General features: G+C 58.8%; 13 protein-coding genes and 1 pseudogene. 8 read left to right on the top strand and 6 right to left on the bottom strand.

Annotation, left to right across the window (positions count from 1 at the left end):
• Window positions 1-192: 192 nt before the first annotated feature.
• From NW851_RS05855 to NW851_RS05840, 4 genes and pseudogenes are all read left to right on the top strand, one after another.
• A pseudogene (locus NW851_RS05855) lies at window positions 193-471 on the top strand (hypothetical protein); the annotation flags it as partial.
• A gap of 79 nt (window positions 472-550) precedes the next feature.
• Window positions 551-2,758, top strand: a complete 2,208-nt coding sequence (locus tag NW851_RS05850; RefSeq protein WP_414337277.1) for a phosphoketolase — start codon at window positions 551-553, stop codon at window positions 2,756-2,758.
• A 26-nt stretch (window positions 2,759-2,784) separates the two neighbouring features.
• Window positions 2,785-4,125 (top strand): AAA family ATPase, encoded by a 1,341-nt coding sequence (locus tag NW851_RS05845; RefSeq protein WP_414337276.1) that lies wholly within the window; start codon window positions 2,785-2,787, stop codon window positions 4,123-4,125.
• A complete protein-coding gene (locus tag NW851_RS05840) occupies window positions 4,118-4,771 on the top strand; it encodes a Rho termination factor (protein ID WP_414337275.1) in 654 nt (217 codons plus the stop codon). The genes NW851_RS05845 and NW851_RS05840 overlap by 8 nt, the downstream gene beginning before the upstream one ends.
• Before the next feature lie 204 nt (window positions 4,772-4,975).
• Here the strand turns inward: NW851_RS05840 and NW851_RS05835 are convergent, their stop codons facing one another.
• The 4 genes from NW851_RS05835 to NW851_RS05820 form a co-directional block, all read right to left on the bottom strand.
• Window positions 4,976-6,514, bottom strand: a complete 1,539-nt coding sequence (locus NW851_RS05835; protein WP_414335602.1) for an L-aspartate oxidase — start codon at window positions 6,512-6,514, stop codon at window positions 4,976-4,978.
• 2 nt (window positions 6,515-6,516) lie between these two features.
• Window positions 6,517-7,473: a quinolinate synthase NadA gene (gene nadA / locus NW851_RS05830; protein ID WP_414335604.1), complete on the bottom strand. Its 957-nt coding sequence runs from the start codon at window positions 7,471-7,473 to the stop codon at window positions 6,517-6,519.
• A gap of 198 nt (window positions 7,474-7,671) precedes the next feature.
• The gene (gene nadC / locus NW851_RS05825; RefSeq protein ID WP_414335605.1) at window positions 7,672-8,535 is read right to left on the bottom strand and encodes a carboxylating nicotinate-nucleotide diphosphorylase; all 864 of its coding nucleotides are present in this window, start codon (window positions 8,533-8,535) and stop codon (window positions 7,672-7,674) included.
• Between the two features lie 69 nt (window positions 8,536-8,604).
• Window positions 8,605-8,934: a hypothetical protein gene (locus NW851_RS05820; RefSeq protein WP_414335607.1), complete on the bottom strand. Its 330-nt coding sequence runs from the start codon at window positions 8,932-8,934 to the stop codon at window positions 8,605-8,607.
• A gap of 126 nt (window positions 8,935-9,060) precedes the next feature.
• Between NW851_RS05820 and NW851_RS05815 the strand changes: the two genes are divergently transcribed.
• The 3 genes from NW851_RS05815 to NW851_RS05805 all read left to right on the top strand — a co-directional run bounded on the left by NW851_RS05815 (window position 9,061) and on the right by NW851_RS05805 (window position 11,805).
• Window positions 9,061-9,633 (top strand): pseudouridine synthase, encoded by a 573-nt coding sequence (locus NW851_RS05815; protein WP_414335608.1) that lies wholly within the window; start codon window positions 9,061-9,063, stop codon window positions 9,631-9,633.
• 513 nt (window positions 9,634-10,146) lie between these two features.
• Complete coding sequence (rsmH, locus tag NW851_RS05810) at window positions 10,147-11,100, top strand: 16S rRNA (cytosine(1402)-N(4))-methyltransferase RsmH (protein WP_414336010.1); 954 nt, start codon at window positions 10,147-10,149, stop codon at window positions 11,098-11,100.
• 174 nt (window positions 11,101-11,274) lie between these two features.
• Entirely contained in the window at window positions 11,275-11,805 is a 531-nt protein-coding gene (locus NW851_RS05805) for a hypothetical protein (RefSeq protein ID WP_414336012.1), read from the top strand.
• Here the strand turns inward: NW851_RS05805 and NW851_RS05800 are convergent.
• The gene (locus NW851_RS05800; RefSeq protein WP_414336014.1) at window positions 11,802-12,545 is read right to left on the bottom strand and encodes a response regulator; all 744 of its coding nucleotides are present in this window, start codon (window positions 12,543-12,545) and stop codon (window positions 11,802-11,804) included. The two genes, NW851_RS05805 and NW851_RS05800, sit on opposite strands and share 4 nt — an antisense overlap.
• 133 nt (window positions 12,546-12,678) lie before the next feature.
• Window positions 12,679-13,596 carry a ribokinase gene (gene rbsK / locus NW851_RS05795; RefSeq protein WP_414336016.1) on the bottom strand — a complete coding sequence of 306 codons (918 nt, stop codon included), beginning with the start codon at window positions 13,594-13,596 and terminating at the stop codon, window positions 12,679-12,681.
• 187 nt (window positions 13,597-13,783) lie between these two features.
• On the opposite strand from rbsK, the gene NW851_RS05790 reads away from it, so the two are divergent.
• Window positions 13,784-14,110, top strand: coding sequence for a YbjQ family protein (locus NW851_RS05790; RefSeq protein WP_414336018.1), 327 nt, complete (start codon window positions 13,784-13,786; stop codon window positions 14,108-14,110).
• The last annotated feature ends 139 nt before the right edge of the window (window positions 14,111-14,249 follow it).

Here is a 14,249-nt window from a genome sequence, read left to right as displayed (position 1 = left end):
AACAGCAACCGGGGCTGGGAACCAGCCTCGTGAGTCTTGGATGCTTCAGCTCTACTTCAGAGACCCGGTACACGGGATCGATGAAGCAACTGGGGCAGAAGAAGAGACAAAAGCTCTGCTGCCAAGCGGGTGAGGAAACCCCACCCGCCTACGCGGTGGGGTAGTTCATTGAACTCAATACCATAACGTCCTGTAAGAGACCACCACTCCCGGTTGAGGGCTGCTCTTCAACACAAAGCCAGTCAGGGCACACGCAGTTCACGGCGCAGGTGCCGGGAGCTGCTGCAACGCCTGTCTGGCAGGGAGAGGCGCTTTCAAGCGTGGGTGAACCACTGCATCTCCACTGGCGTCAGCGGGACGGAGTCCTTTGTGATTGCGCTTTTGGGGGCTGCTGTAAACCAGCCCAGAGGCCCGTGGTTGGCTTGTCAACTGCAGGGCTACCAAAAGCCCGTACTCTATACGTCAGCATGAGTGCGGGTAGTTTACAACATCCAAAAGGCCTTATCAGGTTTAAAGTGAGGAGTAACCCGACAAAGAGTGAGGCTTGACCATGACGCTGGCTCAGGAGGCAACTGCCCAAGTTCCCGCCTTTTGCGAAGGGATCCAATACTTTGGGGATCCCTGGCCGGAATTCGATCGCCTGGGCCAGGAACCTGCAGTGGATGCTGCCACAGGCAAGCTGCGGGATCCCGGCAGTCGCATGGCCGCCTACCAGACCTTGCTCTATGCCGATGCGCTGCGCTACCTCACCCTGCAGATGACCGCCAGCAAAGCCTCGGGCCACCCAGGCGGCTTTGCCAGCCAGGCGGAAGCCTATGCCGCTTTGGTGTACCTGGGCCAAAAGAACATCCCCACCGAAGTGGGCCACCACGCCCCCGGCTTCTACGCCGCCATGTTCTTGGATGGATCCCTGGCCGAGATGGGCATCCACACGGTCTCTGACTTGCGGGCCCGCTTCCGGGAACGGGAAGGGCTGTTGGGCCACCTTTCTGGCTACATCCCCGGCTTGCTGGCGCCGGCAGGGCCACTGGGGCAAGGGCAGCACTTTGCCATGGCCGGCGCCCTGCTCTACCCGGATCGCCTCTTCCCGGTCACCATCGGCGATGGGGGCCTGGGGGAGCCCTACGTGATGAGCTCCATGATCCACTTTCACACCGCCTTCCCGCAGCGCACCAACTTCCTACCGGTGCTGGTCTGGAACGGCTACAGCCAAGAGCACCACAGCATGATCTCCACCCTCGCCAACGCCCAGATGGTTGAGTACTGGCGGGGCAACGGCTTTGAGGAAGTGGTGCTGGTGGATGCCAAAGACTTCGACGATGCCCAGCAGCCTGGCCCTTACGTCGATAGCACCCAATTTTCTCTGAAAGCCCGCTTGGCCTTTGCCCAGAGGGTACTGACCGAGATGGAGCGGGCCATTCAGTCAGCTCTAAGCGGCCACCTGACGGTTTTCATCCTCAAGCAACTGAAAGGGGCGGGCGTGCACGCCAAGGGATCCAAATCCCACAACCTCTACGCCCACCACACCTTGGATAACCCCGACATCGTGGCCGCTCTGCAAGCGCGGGCCCTGCACCCAGCCGCTTGGGCCCTGGTGCGCCAAAACTGTGAACGGGCTGCTGGGGGGCCGGCAGCCAAGGTGGTGGTCACTGAGTCTGTCCGCCCTCTGCCGCCGCTGGGATCCCTCAACTTAACTGAGTTCCCCCTCGGCGATAAGCAAGTCTCCACCACGGCCATCGGCACCCTGGTGGTGCAGGTGGGGCAGAAAGATCCCGACTTTCTGGTGGCCAATGCCGATGGTAACGAGGCTTCCGGCATCGCCAACGTCAACCAAGGTCTCAAAGTGATCCACCCCACGGCGGATCCCCTCTACAACCAACAGCCCCAAGGGCAGGTCTACGAACCCCTCAGTGAAGATGCCTGCGCCGGCTTGACAGGGGGCCTGGCGCTCTTTGGCGGGCGCTCCCTCTGGTGCTCCTATGAATCCTTTGCCGTCAACGGCCTGCCCATCTGGCAGACGGTAACCCAGGCGATGGCCGAGCTGCGCCGCCCCACCCCTGCCGCTATTGCCCTCTTCACAGCTGGAGCATTGGAACAGGGACGCAACGGCTGGACCCACCAACGCCCGGAAATCGAGGCCTACCTGGCGGCTATGATGCGCAACGGCAACATCTTCCCCCTCTTTCCCCCCGACGCCAACTGTGCCCAAGCCGCCTACGAGTGGGCCTTATCGACCTTCAACAAAGGGATCCCGATCTTTGCCAGCAAAACCCCCCTGCCCATCCGCACCACCCTGGAACAAGCGCGCCAAGCCGTGGAGCAGGGCTGCACTGTGCTGCAGGAACTGCCTGGATCCCGCACTGTGGTCTTTGCCGTGGTGGGAGATATGATCCTTCTGCCAGTCTTTGCGGCGGCTGACCAGCTCCAGGCCCAGGGGATCGGCAGCAAAATTGTTTCGGTAGTCAACCCTCGCCGTCTCTACCGCCCCAGCGATATAGCCTGGTCCACCTGTGCCCAACCCGATGGGGAGTTCATGTCTGACCAGGAGTTTGCCGCTTGGTTTGCCGGCGCAGCCCTTATCGGCGTGACTGGCGGATCCAGCCTGATGTTGGAGCCCCTGTTGTTGCGCTACACCGGCCCGCGCGATATTTTTGCCTGGAAACGCGGCGAAACCACCGCCACCCCTGCCGAACTCATGGACTACAACGGCCTAACGGCCCAGGCGCTGGCAGAGCGAGCCAAGCAACTGCTAGGCTGAGGGGCACATTGGGATCCCTTCAGTCTATGACCAGTGCTATCCCCCTCCGAGAGAAGCTTGAGAGGATATCCCCCACCGAGGGCAAGGAGCAAGTCATTGTCCAACATTTCGCTATCCCCTTGCTCCATGAGCTAGGCTTTGGAGACCTGGAGATTAGGCCTGAGTTTGAAACAGGGTGCGGAGAAGTAGACTTTGCGGCTAGAAAAAACACACAACATACAGACATCTTCTTCAACTCTAGGAAAAACCCATACCTTCTCTTGGAAGTTAAGTCCAGGACAGTCAATCTTAGTGAGGGATCCGCTGCCTGTAGAGATGCAGTAGATCAAATAAAAAGGTACTTGCTTGGAGAGCATTGCAAATCAGCAAGGTGGGGAATAATTACCAATGCAAATTACATCCAGCTCTGGAGGAGACACGGGAAGGTTGTTCACCCTGTTACAGCAAACCTTGCTATCAACCTGGATAACATTGAGAACATCGTGCATGATTTACGAAACAAGATAGAAAACTACGAGCGCGCTTTGACCATATGTGTGTACAACAATAAAGGCGGTGTGGGCAAAACAACAACGGTTATTAACCTTGCAGGAGCATTAGCATATAAAGGGAAAAAAGTCTTAGCTGTTGACTTTGATTCCCAAGGAGATTTGACAAGAAGCTTGGGAGCTACTCCTGGAAAAGTTACACTAACGCAGTGTTTAAAGGATCCCAGGATAGACGTCCACACGATTGTTCAGACATATAGGCTCAAGACACCTAAGGGAATAGTTTCCGTCTTCAACCTCATCCCAAGAGACTCTGAGCTGGAGAAACTGACCGACAGCGAAAATGCAGCCTATATCCAGAAAGGAACCAAGCGCCTTCGGGATCTGCTTGCCCCCCTTCGTCGTGAGTATGACTACATCCTAATCGACTGCCCAACTCAGTGGCTTTACTTCAGCCAAAGTGGACTTTTTGCTGCCGATGTTGTTTTGATACCTACCCGACCTGACGATCTGTCTTCTTTAAATAATGCTGTTAGGGTAATCACTAAGTTCGTTCCAGAGACCGCTAAATCACGACATGACGGAGGCCCCATCGCCTTGCCTATCTTTTTTAATGGTGTCTCTTCGGGAAGTCAACACACTATTCAACTAGCGAACGAAGAAATACGAAAGTTTATCAACCAAGAAGAAAATGTATGCTTAGTTTCGTATTTCTGGCCGCGTTTTAAGAAGGGCAATGAAGACAAAAGCATTTTTAAAATACCCGACTATACAGTGATATCTTCTGCCACTTTTGCTCGAATCCCTGCTGTCTTTAAGTACAAGAAAGTTTTAGAATACTACCAAAGTCTCGCCGGCGAGTACTTTATCGATGAGTGAGTTCTCCGATCTCGGCAAGCTGGTTAACTTACCCCTTGAGAGCATCATGCCTGCCGAGGGGTTTTCTGCTCCCTCTTTCCTGGTTACTGCAGCAGCCGCTCGGTTAAGGGCAACAGGAGGGCGCAACTGGGTGCCGCTGCTAGTGGTTGAGGCTGGCGACTACCAGTACAAGGCCATTGGCAACCATTTTGTCTATGCAGTTGCTCAAGAAGCAGGGCTGGAGAGGCTCTGGTGTATTATTGTTGACCCAGCTCCGGAGCAGGTGGAGCAGGCCCAAGTTCTCGCCAGAGAAAGGGTTCCGAAGGTCAATCTGACGGAGGCTTCTAGGGAAACTATCTTGGCTGCGCTGAGATACCTGGCTGAGCAGCCCGGCACCCCCCTCAAGGGAGTTGATCTAACCATTGCAGCCGCGCGAATTGCAGAGGCAGATAGGAGCTGGTGGCAGAACTTAACTCCCATAACCAAGCTAGGATGCAGAATTACGCGAGGCAAAAAATTAGATGCCCTAAAAGAAGTTTTTTTTCTAACTCCTACAGCGCCGCCTCCCAGTAAGCAGAAATCGTCCAAAAAATCCACAGCATCTGCCAGTGCCAAGAAAACAAGCTCAACTCGCTCGCGGAAAAAGACAGAGGGAGAGAGGGGCTAGGGATAGCGCTCCGCGTCGCCGGCGCGTTCGCGGCAGCGTTGCGTAGCAACAACGGCGCGACAAAAAACCTTTCATTGCTATTTGAATTGAATTAAATAACTATAACTCTCAAACCCATTTCATCTTCATTCAGCCTTCATTCAGCAAAGGGTTCAATTCTGCGGCTAGGATGCGGATAGCTCGCTCCTGGCAAAGACAAACCACTCAACCTGCAGGTACTCGACAAAGGGTTGAGCCACTCACTTCCGTGTGGAAAGGTTCCCCTTCCTGGGGAAAATCTTCCCGAAAATGGGCCCCTCGGCTTTCCTCTCGCAGCAGCGCCCCCTGTGCCACCAGGCGAGCGAGCAAAAGTAGACTGCCGGCCTCCGCCTCTTCCCGGCTGGCCCAGGGCTTCTCCTCTAGGGGCAGGGCTTCTGCAAAAGCCAGAAAAGCTCGCAGCCGCTCGCCCTCCCGCACCACGCCCAGGGCTTCTCCCACTTGCGGCTTGAGCTTGGGGAGAAGAGAGGGTGGCGCAGTGAGCACAGGTAGTGCCTGGGGCTGCCGAGGGGGGCCGTGTAAATCTTGCAAGGCGGCCAGAGCGGCCCGCTTGCCCATGACCAGCCCTTCCAAAAGGCTGTTGGAAGCTAGGCGATTGGCCCCATGCAAGCCCGTGGAAGCCACCTCCCCCGCTGCATAGAGGCCCGGCAAGCTGGTGAAGCCGCCAGCGTCGGTGCGTACCCCACCCATCACGTAGTGAGCCGCAGGAGCGACTGGGAGAAGATCTGTTGTGGGATCCAGCCCCAAGGCGCGGGCAGAGGCGACGATGCTGGGAAAGCGTTCCCCCAAATGCTCAATGCTGCGCAGGTCGAGGTAGACCGCCCCCGTCCGCTGCCGCTCCCAGAAAACAGCCTGGGCCACCACATCCCGCGGCGCCAGCTCGCCCAGCTCCGCATAGCGAGGCATGAAACGCTCCCCCCAGGCGTTGAGCAGAACCGCTCCTACCCCTCTGGCGGCCTCGCTCACCAGTGCCCCATTGGGCAAGGCCGTAGGGTGAAATTGCACAAACTCCAGATCCCTCAAGATGGCTCCGGCGCGCCAGGCCAGCACCATTCCATCGCCGCTGGCCCCCGGTGGAGCCGTGGAGATGGGAAAGAGGCTGCCAAATCCTCCCGTAGCCAGGAGAACCGCCCCGGCCTTCACCTGTACCGGCCCTTCAGGGCCGAGAAGCAGGGCTCCCGCCACTCTGTCTCCCGCCAGCAAAAGGCTGAGAGCCGTGTAGCCCTGCAAAGGCGGCCTGCTGAGACGGGCCAACAGGCCTCTGAGCAGCCACAGCCCGCTGCGATCCCCCCCCAGGTGACGCACCCGTGCCCGCGAGTGGCCTCCTTCTCGCACCGGCTCGGGATGGAAAGGCAGTCCCCAAGACAAAAGTTTCTCCAGGTGAAAGGGCGCTTCCTGCAAGATGGAGCGGGCCACCTTTGCTTCCACCAGGCCGCGGCCTGCCTGCAGGGTGTCCTGGAGATGGGCCGCCACATCCGTCGCGTCCAGAGGAAAAGCCACCCCCCCCTGCGCCCAAGGCGTAGAGCCAGAGGGCAAGGGATCCTTGCTCACCACCAGGGTTCTTGCTCCCTCAGCTTCCGCCCACAGGGCTGCGTACACTCCCGCCACCCCGGCTCCCAGGATCAGCAGATCCGTTTCCCATCGCGATAGCGCTGCAGTTCCCGACAGACCCTCTTGCAAGGGCGGCACGTAGTCCTTGCGCCTCACCTCTAGGCCCCGGCAGGGATCGCCAGCATGGCCAGGATGGACTGGCGGGCCTTCGCAGCCACCGCCTCCGGCACCCGGATCACGGGGCGCATCTCCAGCAGGGAGCGGCGGATCTTCTCCAGGGTGATCTTCTTCATGTACTCGCAGACGGCATCCGCCTTCACAGGGATGAACGTCTTGTCGGGGGCTTCCTTCTTCAGGCGGTGGAGAATGCCCACCTCGGTGGCGACCACGAACTCCCGGCAGGGCGAACTCTTGGCATGGCGCACCATGCCCTCGGTGGAAAGGAGCTTGGCATCGGGTTTGAGAAACAGACAACTGGAGCCACAACTGCATTCGGGGTGAATGAGGAACTCTGCCCCAGGATGCTCTTCCACCATCGCCTTGAGGTGCTCTTCCCGAATGCCGACATGCACGTGGCACTCGCCGGGAAACAAATCCAACTCCCTGCCTGTCACCTGCGCCACGTGGGCCCCCAGGAACATATCTGGCACAAAAAAGATGGGGCGATCCGGGGGCAGGCTGGCCACCACTTGAACCGCGTTGGCGCTGGTTACGCAGACATCGGCCAGGGCCTTGATCGCGGCGGCAGTGTTGACATAAGCAACCACCAGGCCTTCTGGGTTGGCCTCTTTCCAGCGCAGCACATCTTCGGGGCAGATGCTATCGGCCAAGGAGCAGCCCGCCTCCAGATCCGGCAGCAGCACCGTTTTTTCCGGGTTGAGGATGGCCGCCGTCTCAGCCATAAAGTGGACGCCGGCAAAGACGATGACCTGGGCGTTGGTCTTCTGCGCCTCGCGAGCCAGTCCCAAGGAGTCTCCCACAAAGTCCGCCACCTCCTGCACTTCGGGGAGCTGATAGGAATGAGCAAGAATAACCGCCTGTCTCTCCTGTTTGAGCTGAGCAATTTCCCGGACGGTCGCAGCAGCGTTGCCTCGCAACAGGGTTTCTCCTTCCATTACTTCCTAACGGTTTTGTTCCTCTGTGAGCTGGAGCGGAGCACTTTTTGGGCAGAGCATAGCTCCCGCAGGTGGTCAACTCCGCTTTGGAGAAGCATCTGAGCCGGCAAGAGAAGCCTTTCGTAACAGCGGGACGGAGCCGAGCCCAGGTTGTCTTCTCAAGCTAGCATCAAAAGCAGTGCCCCGCGAGAGCGTGTCTCAGGGCGGCACCACCAGCAAAGAGAGATCCAAGGCCTTGGCGGAGTGGGTAAGCGCCCCGACGCTGACGTAGTTCACGCCTGCCTCGGCAACTTGCCGGGCCCGTTCCAGGTTCATGTTGCCGCTGGCCTCCAGAGGAACCTTGCCGCCCACCCGTTGGACGGCGGCCCGAGTTGCTTCCAGGGTGAAGTTATCCAGGAGGATGAGATCGGCGCCTGCCGCCAACGCCTCTTCCAGTTCTTGGAGATCCCGCACCTCGACCTCCACCTTGAGGTGGTGGGGAGCGCCTTCCTTGGCCCGTTTGACGGCTGTCAAAACCCCCCCCGCGCTGCGGTCGCAACAGAGTTGCGTAGCAATGATGTGGTTCTCTTTGATCAAGATGCCGTCGAAGAGGCCAAAGCGGTGGTTTTTGCCGCCCCCTACTCGTACTGCATACTTCTCCAGGGCGCGTAGGCCAGGGGTGGTCTTACGGGTGTCCAGAAGCTGGGTTGAGGTTCCTCGGAGAGCTTCTACATAGGAGCGGGTGAGCGTGGCAATGCCGGACAGCCTTTGGAGAAGGTTGAGCGCCAGCCTCTCCCCCGCCAGAATCCCCCGCAGGGATCCCTTGAGATGAGCTACCTCTTGGCCAGCAGCTACTGCGGCCCCCTCTTCCACCCAAGGGGTGAACTCTACCTGGGGATCTGCCAGCCGGAAGACTTTTTGGGCAATCTCCAGGCCCGCCAGGATCCCCGGCTCCTTGGCCAAAATCACCGCCTCGCCCTTCAGTCCTGGGGGCAGGGTCAGCTCTGTGGTGAGATCGCCGTGACCCAGATCTTCCCGCAGCCAAGCGCGAAGGATCTCCTCAGGCAAGTCAACTTTGTCCATTGTTTTAGCTGGTGGGGGTAGAGCTGGTTGTATGAGACGGCTTTGCCAGGATCTGATACAACTTTTGCCCTAGGGGGTGTTTTGCGGCGTTTCCTCTGCCGGGCTGGGCGCCGTATCCGGCTCTTGGGCGAGGGCAGAGTCCTCAAGGCTGGGAGCGGTTTCTTGCTCCTTAAGAGGAAGCTGGGCGGCAACAGGCTCTGGGGCAGAAGGGGAGGGCGCAGTCGGGATCGCGGCTTCTTCTTCGGGAGCAACCGCAGGTGGCTGGGCAGCTTCTTTTTCTTTTTGCTGTTCGTAGCGCCGGCGTTTGTTGCCCTCGTCCACCAGCACGTACACCAGACTGAGGAGAGAGAGCCCCGCCGTTCCGACTAAAACCCAAAGTAAATTGTTGTCTATGGTCATGGGTGAGCTCCGTCAAACGCTGCTGCCGGTGGAGGAACATTGCTCCTTAAGGCTCGATCTTACCGTTGAAGCTGCTCTGCCTAGCTGAAAGATCCGGAAAGATGGAATTCATGAGTTGTGTGCCTCATGCGTTATCTCAAGTTCTACAAGCCCTACGGTGTGCTCACCCAATTTACCGACCAAGAGGGGCGGCCTACGCTCAAGTCTTTTATCCCGGTGCCCAGGGTCTATCCGGTGGGTCGATTGGATCGCGACAGCGAAGGGCTGCTCCTGCTGACCGATGATGGCATCCTCAATGCCCGCTTGATCGATCCCAAGTTCGGCCACGAGCGCACCTACTGGGTTCAGGTGGAAGGGATCCCCACCCCCCAGGCCCTACAACAGTTGCAACAGGGGCTGATCATCCAAGGGCGAAAAACGCGCCCGGCCCAGGTTAAAGTCTTGGCCGAGGAACCCAACCTGCCGCCACGGGATCCCCCCATTCGCTTTCGCCGCTCCATCCCCACCACCTGGCTGGAACTGACGCTGCGGGAGGGTCGCAATCGACAGGTGCGCCGCATGACTGCCGCTGTTGGGATCCCAACTTTGCGGCTGGTTCGCGTTGGACTGGGGCCGCTCTCTCTGACGGGGCTTGCTCCCGGCCAGTGGCAGGATCTCAGCGAGGCAGAACTGGCTCAGTTACAGCAATACTGTTTCTAATCACCAAGCAGTTGTTGTTTTTATCAAGTTGTCTTTATCAAAAAGTTGGGTCTAAAACTCCAGGCTTTTCTTGGTTTTGGATGTATGGTCATTTCCAACCGGATTAAGACACTTCGCCGCCAATCCAACTCCTCTCCCGGCCCTCTCTCCCAAGGGGCGAGGGGGAGAAGACTCAGAACCCTCTCCCTCTGGGAGAGGGCAGGGTGAGGGATCAACGAGGGATCAATTTGTAGTCCATTTAGCACAAGGTCAGTTACCCAATAGCGATGTTGCCCTCACCCCCGGCCCCTCTCCCTCTGGGAGAGGGGAGTTAGAGCGGCGCGTAGCAATGTAGAGAAACGTTTCGTTGCTATTTGAAATGACTATAATTTGAGATCATGAAAGCTTGATAAAAGCACAGTCTCTACTCTACAAACCAATAGAGGCGAAACTCAGCCGACCTACTGAACAGACGGATCCATTTGGCTGGGGAAAAGACCCGGCTAGCATCGAAGCCACCCCTCCGCTGCGCTTATGGACTTGCCGAAAACTCTGCTTGGGGAGATCCCTCTCTACCACCATGAGTCCGTTCTGACTGAAGAGGTGGTGGCCTATCTGCAACCAAGGAGTTCGTCCCGCGAACGGCAGGGCGGCACCTTTTTGGACGTGACGGTGGGAGGGGGTGGACACAGCTTGGTGCTGCTACAAAGAGGAGCAGAGCGAGTGGTGGGGCTGGATCGGGATCCGGCAGCTCTGCGGGCGGCCCAGGCGCGTTTGGCCGCAGCAGGGATCCCCGACAGTTGCCTCCGACTCTGGCACCTCAACTTTGCCGATTTCGATCTGCAGCAGCACGGCTTTCGGGATGAGCAAGGGCAGGGGATCCCCTTCGATGGCATCGTGGCCGACCTGGGGGTGAGTTCGCCACAACTGGACTCTCCTGAGCGAGGATTTAGCTTTCGCCGGGAGGGGCCGCTGGATATGCGCATGGATCCCGGTGCTGATCTGGAAACCGCTGCCGATTGGGTCAATCATCGCCCGGTGGAAGACTTGATCGACATTTTCACCCGCTATGGCGAAGAGCGATTTGCCCGCCGCATCGCCCACCGCATCGAACAGTCGCGCCCCCTTTTCACCACCACCCAACTGGCCCAGGTGGTTTGCCAGGCGGTACCCCCGGCAGCGCGGCGAGGCCGTATCCACCCGGCCACCCGGATCTTTCAGGCGTTGCGCATTGCCGTAAACCGAGAACTCGAGGCTTTGGAAACCTTGCTGGCTCAGGCTCCCACTTGGTTAAAACCCGGCGGCAGGTTGGCCGTGATCAGCTTCCACAGCCTGGAAGATCGCCTGGTGAAATGGGCCTTTCGCACAGATCCCCGCTGGCAGGTGCTCACTCCCAAACCCGTGTGCCCTTCCGAGCTGGAACAGCAACGCAATCCGCGTGCCCGTTCTGCCAAACTGCGAGTGGCTGCCCGCCGAGCGGCGCCGTGATTGCCCTCCACCTCGCCTGGAGGTTTGATTTAGCACCCTGCGTCTCATCGTGGAAAGCTGCTGCAGATCGGATAGAGTGGGTCGGAAAAGGACTCCGTCCCGCTGGCGCGAACGGCAGCGACCCATTGCTAGCGTTGTGACGTTGGCACTTGGTGTGTGTGAGGTTTGAACTCTATGATCAGCCAGCCTTTGAACACAGGCCGTGGCCGCCGCCCTTTTCCACTGCAGAGCAAAACCGCGACCTTGCCTGCCCGCCGCCACCCAAGGACGGTTGCCCACGCCAGCAAAGTCAGTCGCCCCCAGCCCTTAAAATCGGCTCATCCCCACAGTCGGGATCCCGTCTGGAAAAAACATCTGGTCAGGTGGCAACAGATCTCCACAGGCATGGCCATTGTCTCGGGGTTGGCGGTGCTGGGCCTCTACAGTTGGACTGTGCATACCCAAAGCCAATGGAGCCAGCGTTACCAGGTGTGGCAGCAGATGCAGCGCAACGAACGGCAGTTTCTGCTGGCTCAAGAATCCATCGCCAATGCTCTGCGGGAAGTTGCCGACCGCTCCGACATGGTGCCGCTGGTGCCGGAGCGGATGATCGAGGTGCCTTTCGCCTCCCCTGGCCCAGTTGAACCCCATCCAGGCCACCAGGCCGCGCTCCGCGCCGCTAGCCCGACCGAAAAAGCCCCGCCCTTTTATCCGGTTGGGTACTAGTCCAACGGATCCAATCGATAGCGGCTGAGCCAGTGATCCAAATGCACTTCCTCCTCATCCAGCAGTTGGGCGTTGATCAACCCCCGTTTAAAAGCAAGGCGGATGGCGCGGGCCCGCAGGCTGAAGGTGGTTCCCCACTCGTCGCTCTCGATTTGGTCGTTGCTCACTTCTAACTTGTCGTAGAGGTTGCGCAGGCGGTTGGTGACCCCTCGGCGGGACAAAAAGCGCCGTGCGGCAATGGCCTGGTCGGTGAGGCCGAGGGCAATGTCCACCAACACCTCATACTCCGCATCGCTGAGACCCGTAATTTTGTTTTGTGAACGGGAATCGACCCCGCGCACTTCCCGATCGATCACGCATTGCTCGTCCTGCACCACCGCTTGGATGGCGCTGACCAATTTTTCATCGGTGCAATTTTTCAAAAGGTAACCATAGACGGTTTGCGGGGGCACAATCTTGTGCAGCTCCCGCACATAGACTTCATCGGCAAAATGCGACCAAAAAATGATGCGTGTGCTGGGGCACTCTGACCACACCTGGCGGGCCACCTCGATCCCGGTCATCTCGGGCATGCGAATATCCATCAACACAAAGCTGGGGTGGTGCTGACGGTAGAGATCCAGCGCCTCTCTGCCGTTCGAGGCTGTGTACACCGGGCCAAATTCAGGCAAATGTTGCGTCAGTAGGCTGTGTACATGCTGACGGTAAAGAACGTCATCTTCAGCAAGGAGGGTACTCACAGGTCTTTGTCAGAGCTACCGGATGTTTTCTGTCTGTTCATCTCCTAACCCACACCTACGCGGGAAGACAAGGTTCTCTTGAGCAGTACCCAAGGGATCCTGTTACCGGCTGTGGTCGGGTGCTAGCGCTGGTCTAGGCTGTTTCTGGGGCAGAGGCCAAAAACGCCTCGATTTCAGGGCGCCGGGGCAAGCTGGGTTGGGCTCCCGCGCGGGTTACGGCCAAAGCAGCGGCGGCATTGGCAAAGCGCAAGGCTTCCCTCAGGGATCCCCCGGCAGCCAGACAAGCGGCCAACGCCCCACAAAAACCATCTCCGGCAGCAGTGGTATCCACCACCTCTACGGGATGGGCCGGCCAATGGCCCCTTTCTTCCCCATCGGCCCAAACGAACCCTGCCCCTCCCAAGGTGAGGATGACGGTTGGGATCCCCTGCTTCTGCAATTCTTGAGCCACCTTTTGAGCTTGTTCCGGCGTTTCCACAGGAGACTGGGCAAGGTCGGCGGCTTCGATTTCGTTGAGCACCAGGTAGCGAACCTGGCGCAACAGGGATCCCGGCAAGGGTGCGATGGGCGCAGGATTGAGCAAAATGGGGATCCCCTGGGCAAAGGCTTGTTCTGCTGCAGCCTGCACGGTGGGCAGAGGAATTTCCAGTTGCAGCAGAAGCAGAGCCACCGGGGTAAAGGGAGGCAAATGCGCTGGCAAATAGCGACCATTGGCGCCAGGGCTGACCACGATCCGGTTTTGCCCGCTTGCATCCACGGTGATGAGAGCCACGCCGCTGGGCCCTTCCAACTGCCTCAGGTGACGGGTATCGACGCCGTTTTGCTCCAGGTTCTCTCTCAGCAGGCGGCCAAACCCATCGGATCCCACCGCCCCCCACATCTCCACTTGGGCTCCTGCTCGTGCCGCTGCCACCGCCTGATTGGCCCCCTTGCCGCCAGGGTAGGTGGCGTAGTCGGATCCCAGCACCGTTTCGCCAGGGCCGGGATGGCGGGGCACCTGCACCACCAAATCCATGTTCAAACTACCCACCACTCGGATTGGGCCTGCCATCGGGTTTGGGGGAGAATCCTGTCGGCAAAGCAGAAGTCTTTGACTCTTGGGCAGCTATTGTATCAGCCGCCGGTTTGGCCGGGGATCCCGTTAACAATACCCCACCACGTGGCAAAGGCCATCGGGAGGGATCTGAAGGTTGACGATCCCGACTATCCTGGTAGGCGTTGACCAAGGGGGCAGGCTGATGTTGCTGACAACCACAGATGTGCTGCAAGGTGTGGAGATCGAGCGCTACCTGGGCATCGTCACCGCCGAGGTGGTCTACGGCAGCAATGCCTTGCGAGATTTCTTTGCCGGCATCCGCGATATTATTGGCGGGCGCACGGGAGCCTACGAGCGCGTCTTCGAGCAAGGCCAAAAAGAAGCCATAGAAGAGCTGGAGCGGCGAGCCAAACGCCTGGGGGCAGATGGCGTCATCGGCATCGCCATCAACACCGACACCATCAACATCGATCAAACCGGCGTGCTGCTGCTCATCACCGCCACCGGCACTGCCATTAAGCTCGGCTGAAGTTCTGGGGGTATGGTCGTTTCAAATAAGATTTAAGACACTTTGCCACCAGCCCCTCTCTCTGAGGGATGACCCTCACCCCCAGCCCCTCTCCCAAGGGGCGAGGGGGAGAAGACTCAGAACCCTCTCCCTCTGGGAG

This window comes from Synechococcus sp. H55.7 (assembly GCF_047462395.1).
GTDB lineage: Bacteria > Cyanobacteriota > Cyanobacteriia > Thermostichales > Thermostichaceae > Thermostichus.
The sequence above is the reverse complement of the archived record's forward strand: the minus strand, read 5'-3'. Positions and strand labels throughout refer to the sequence as shown.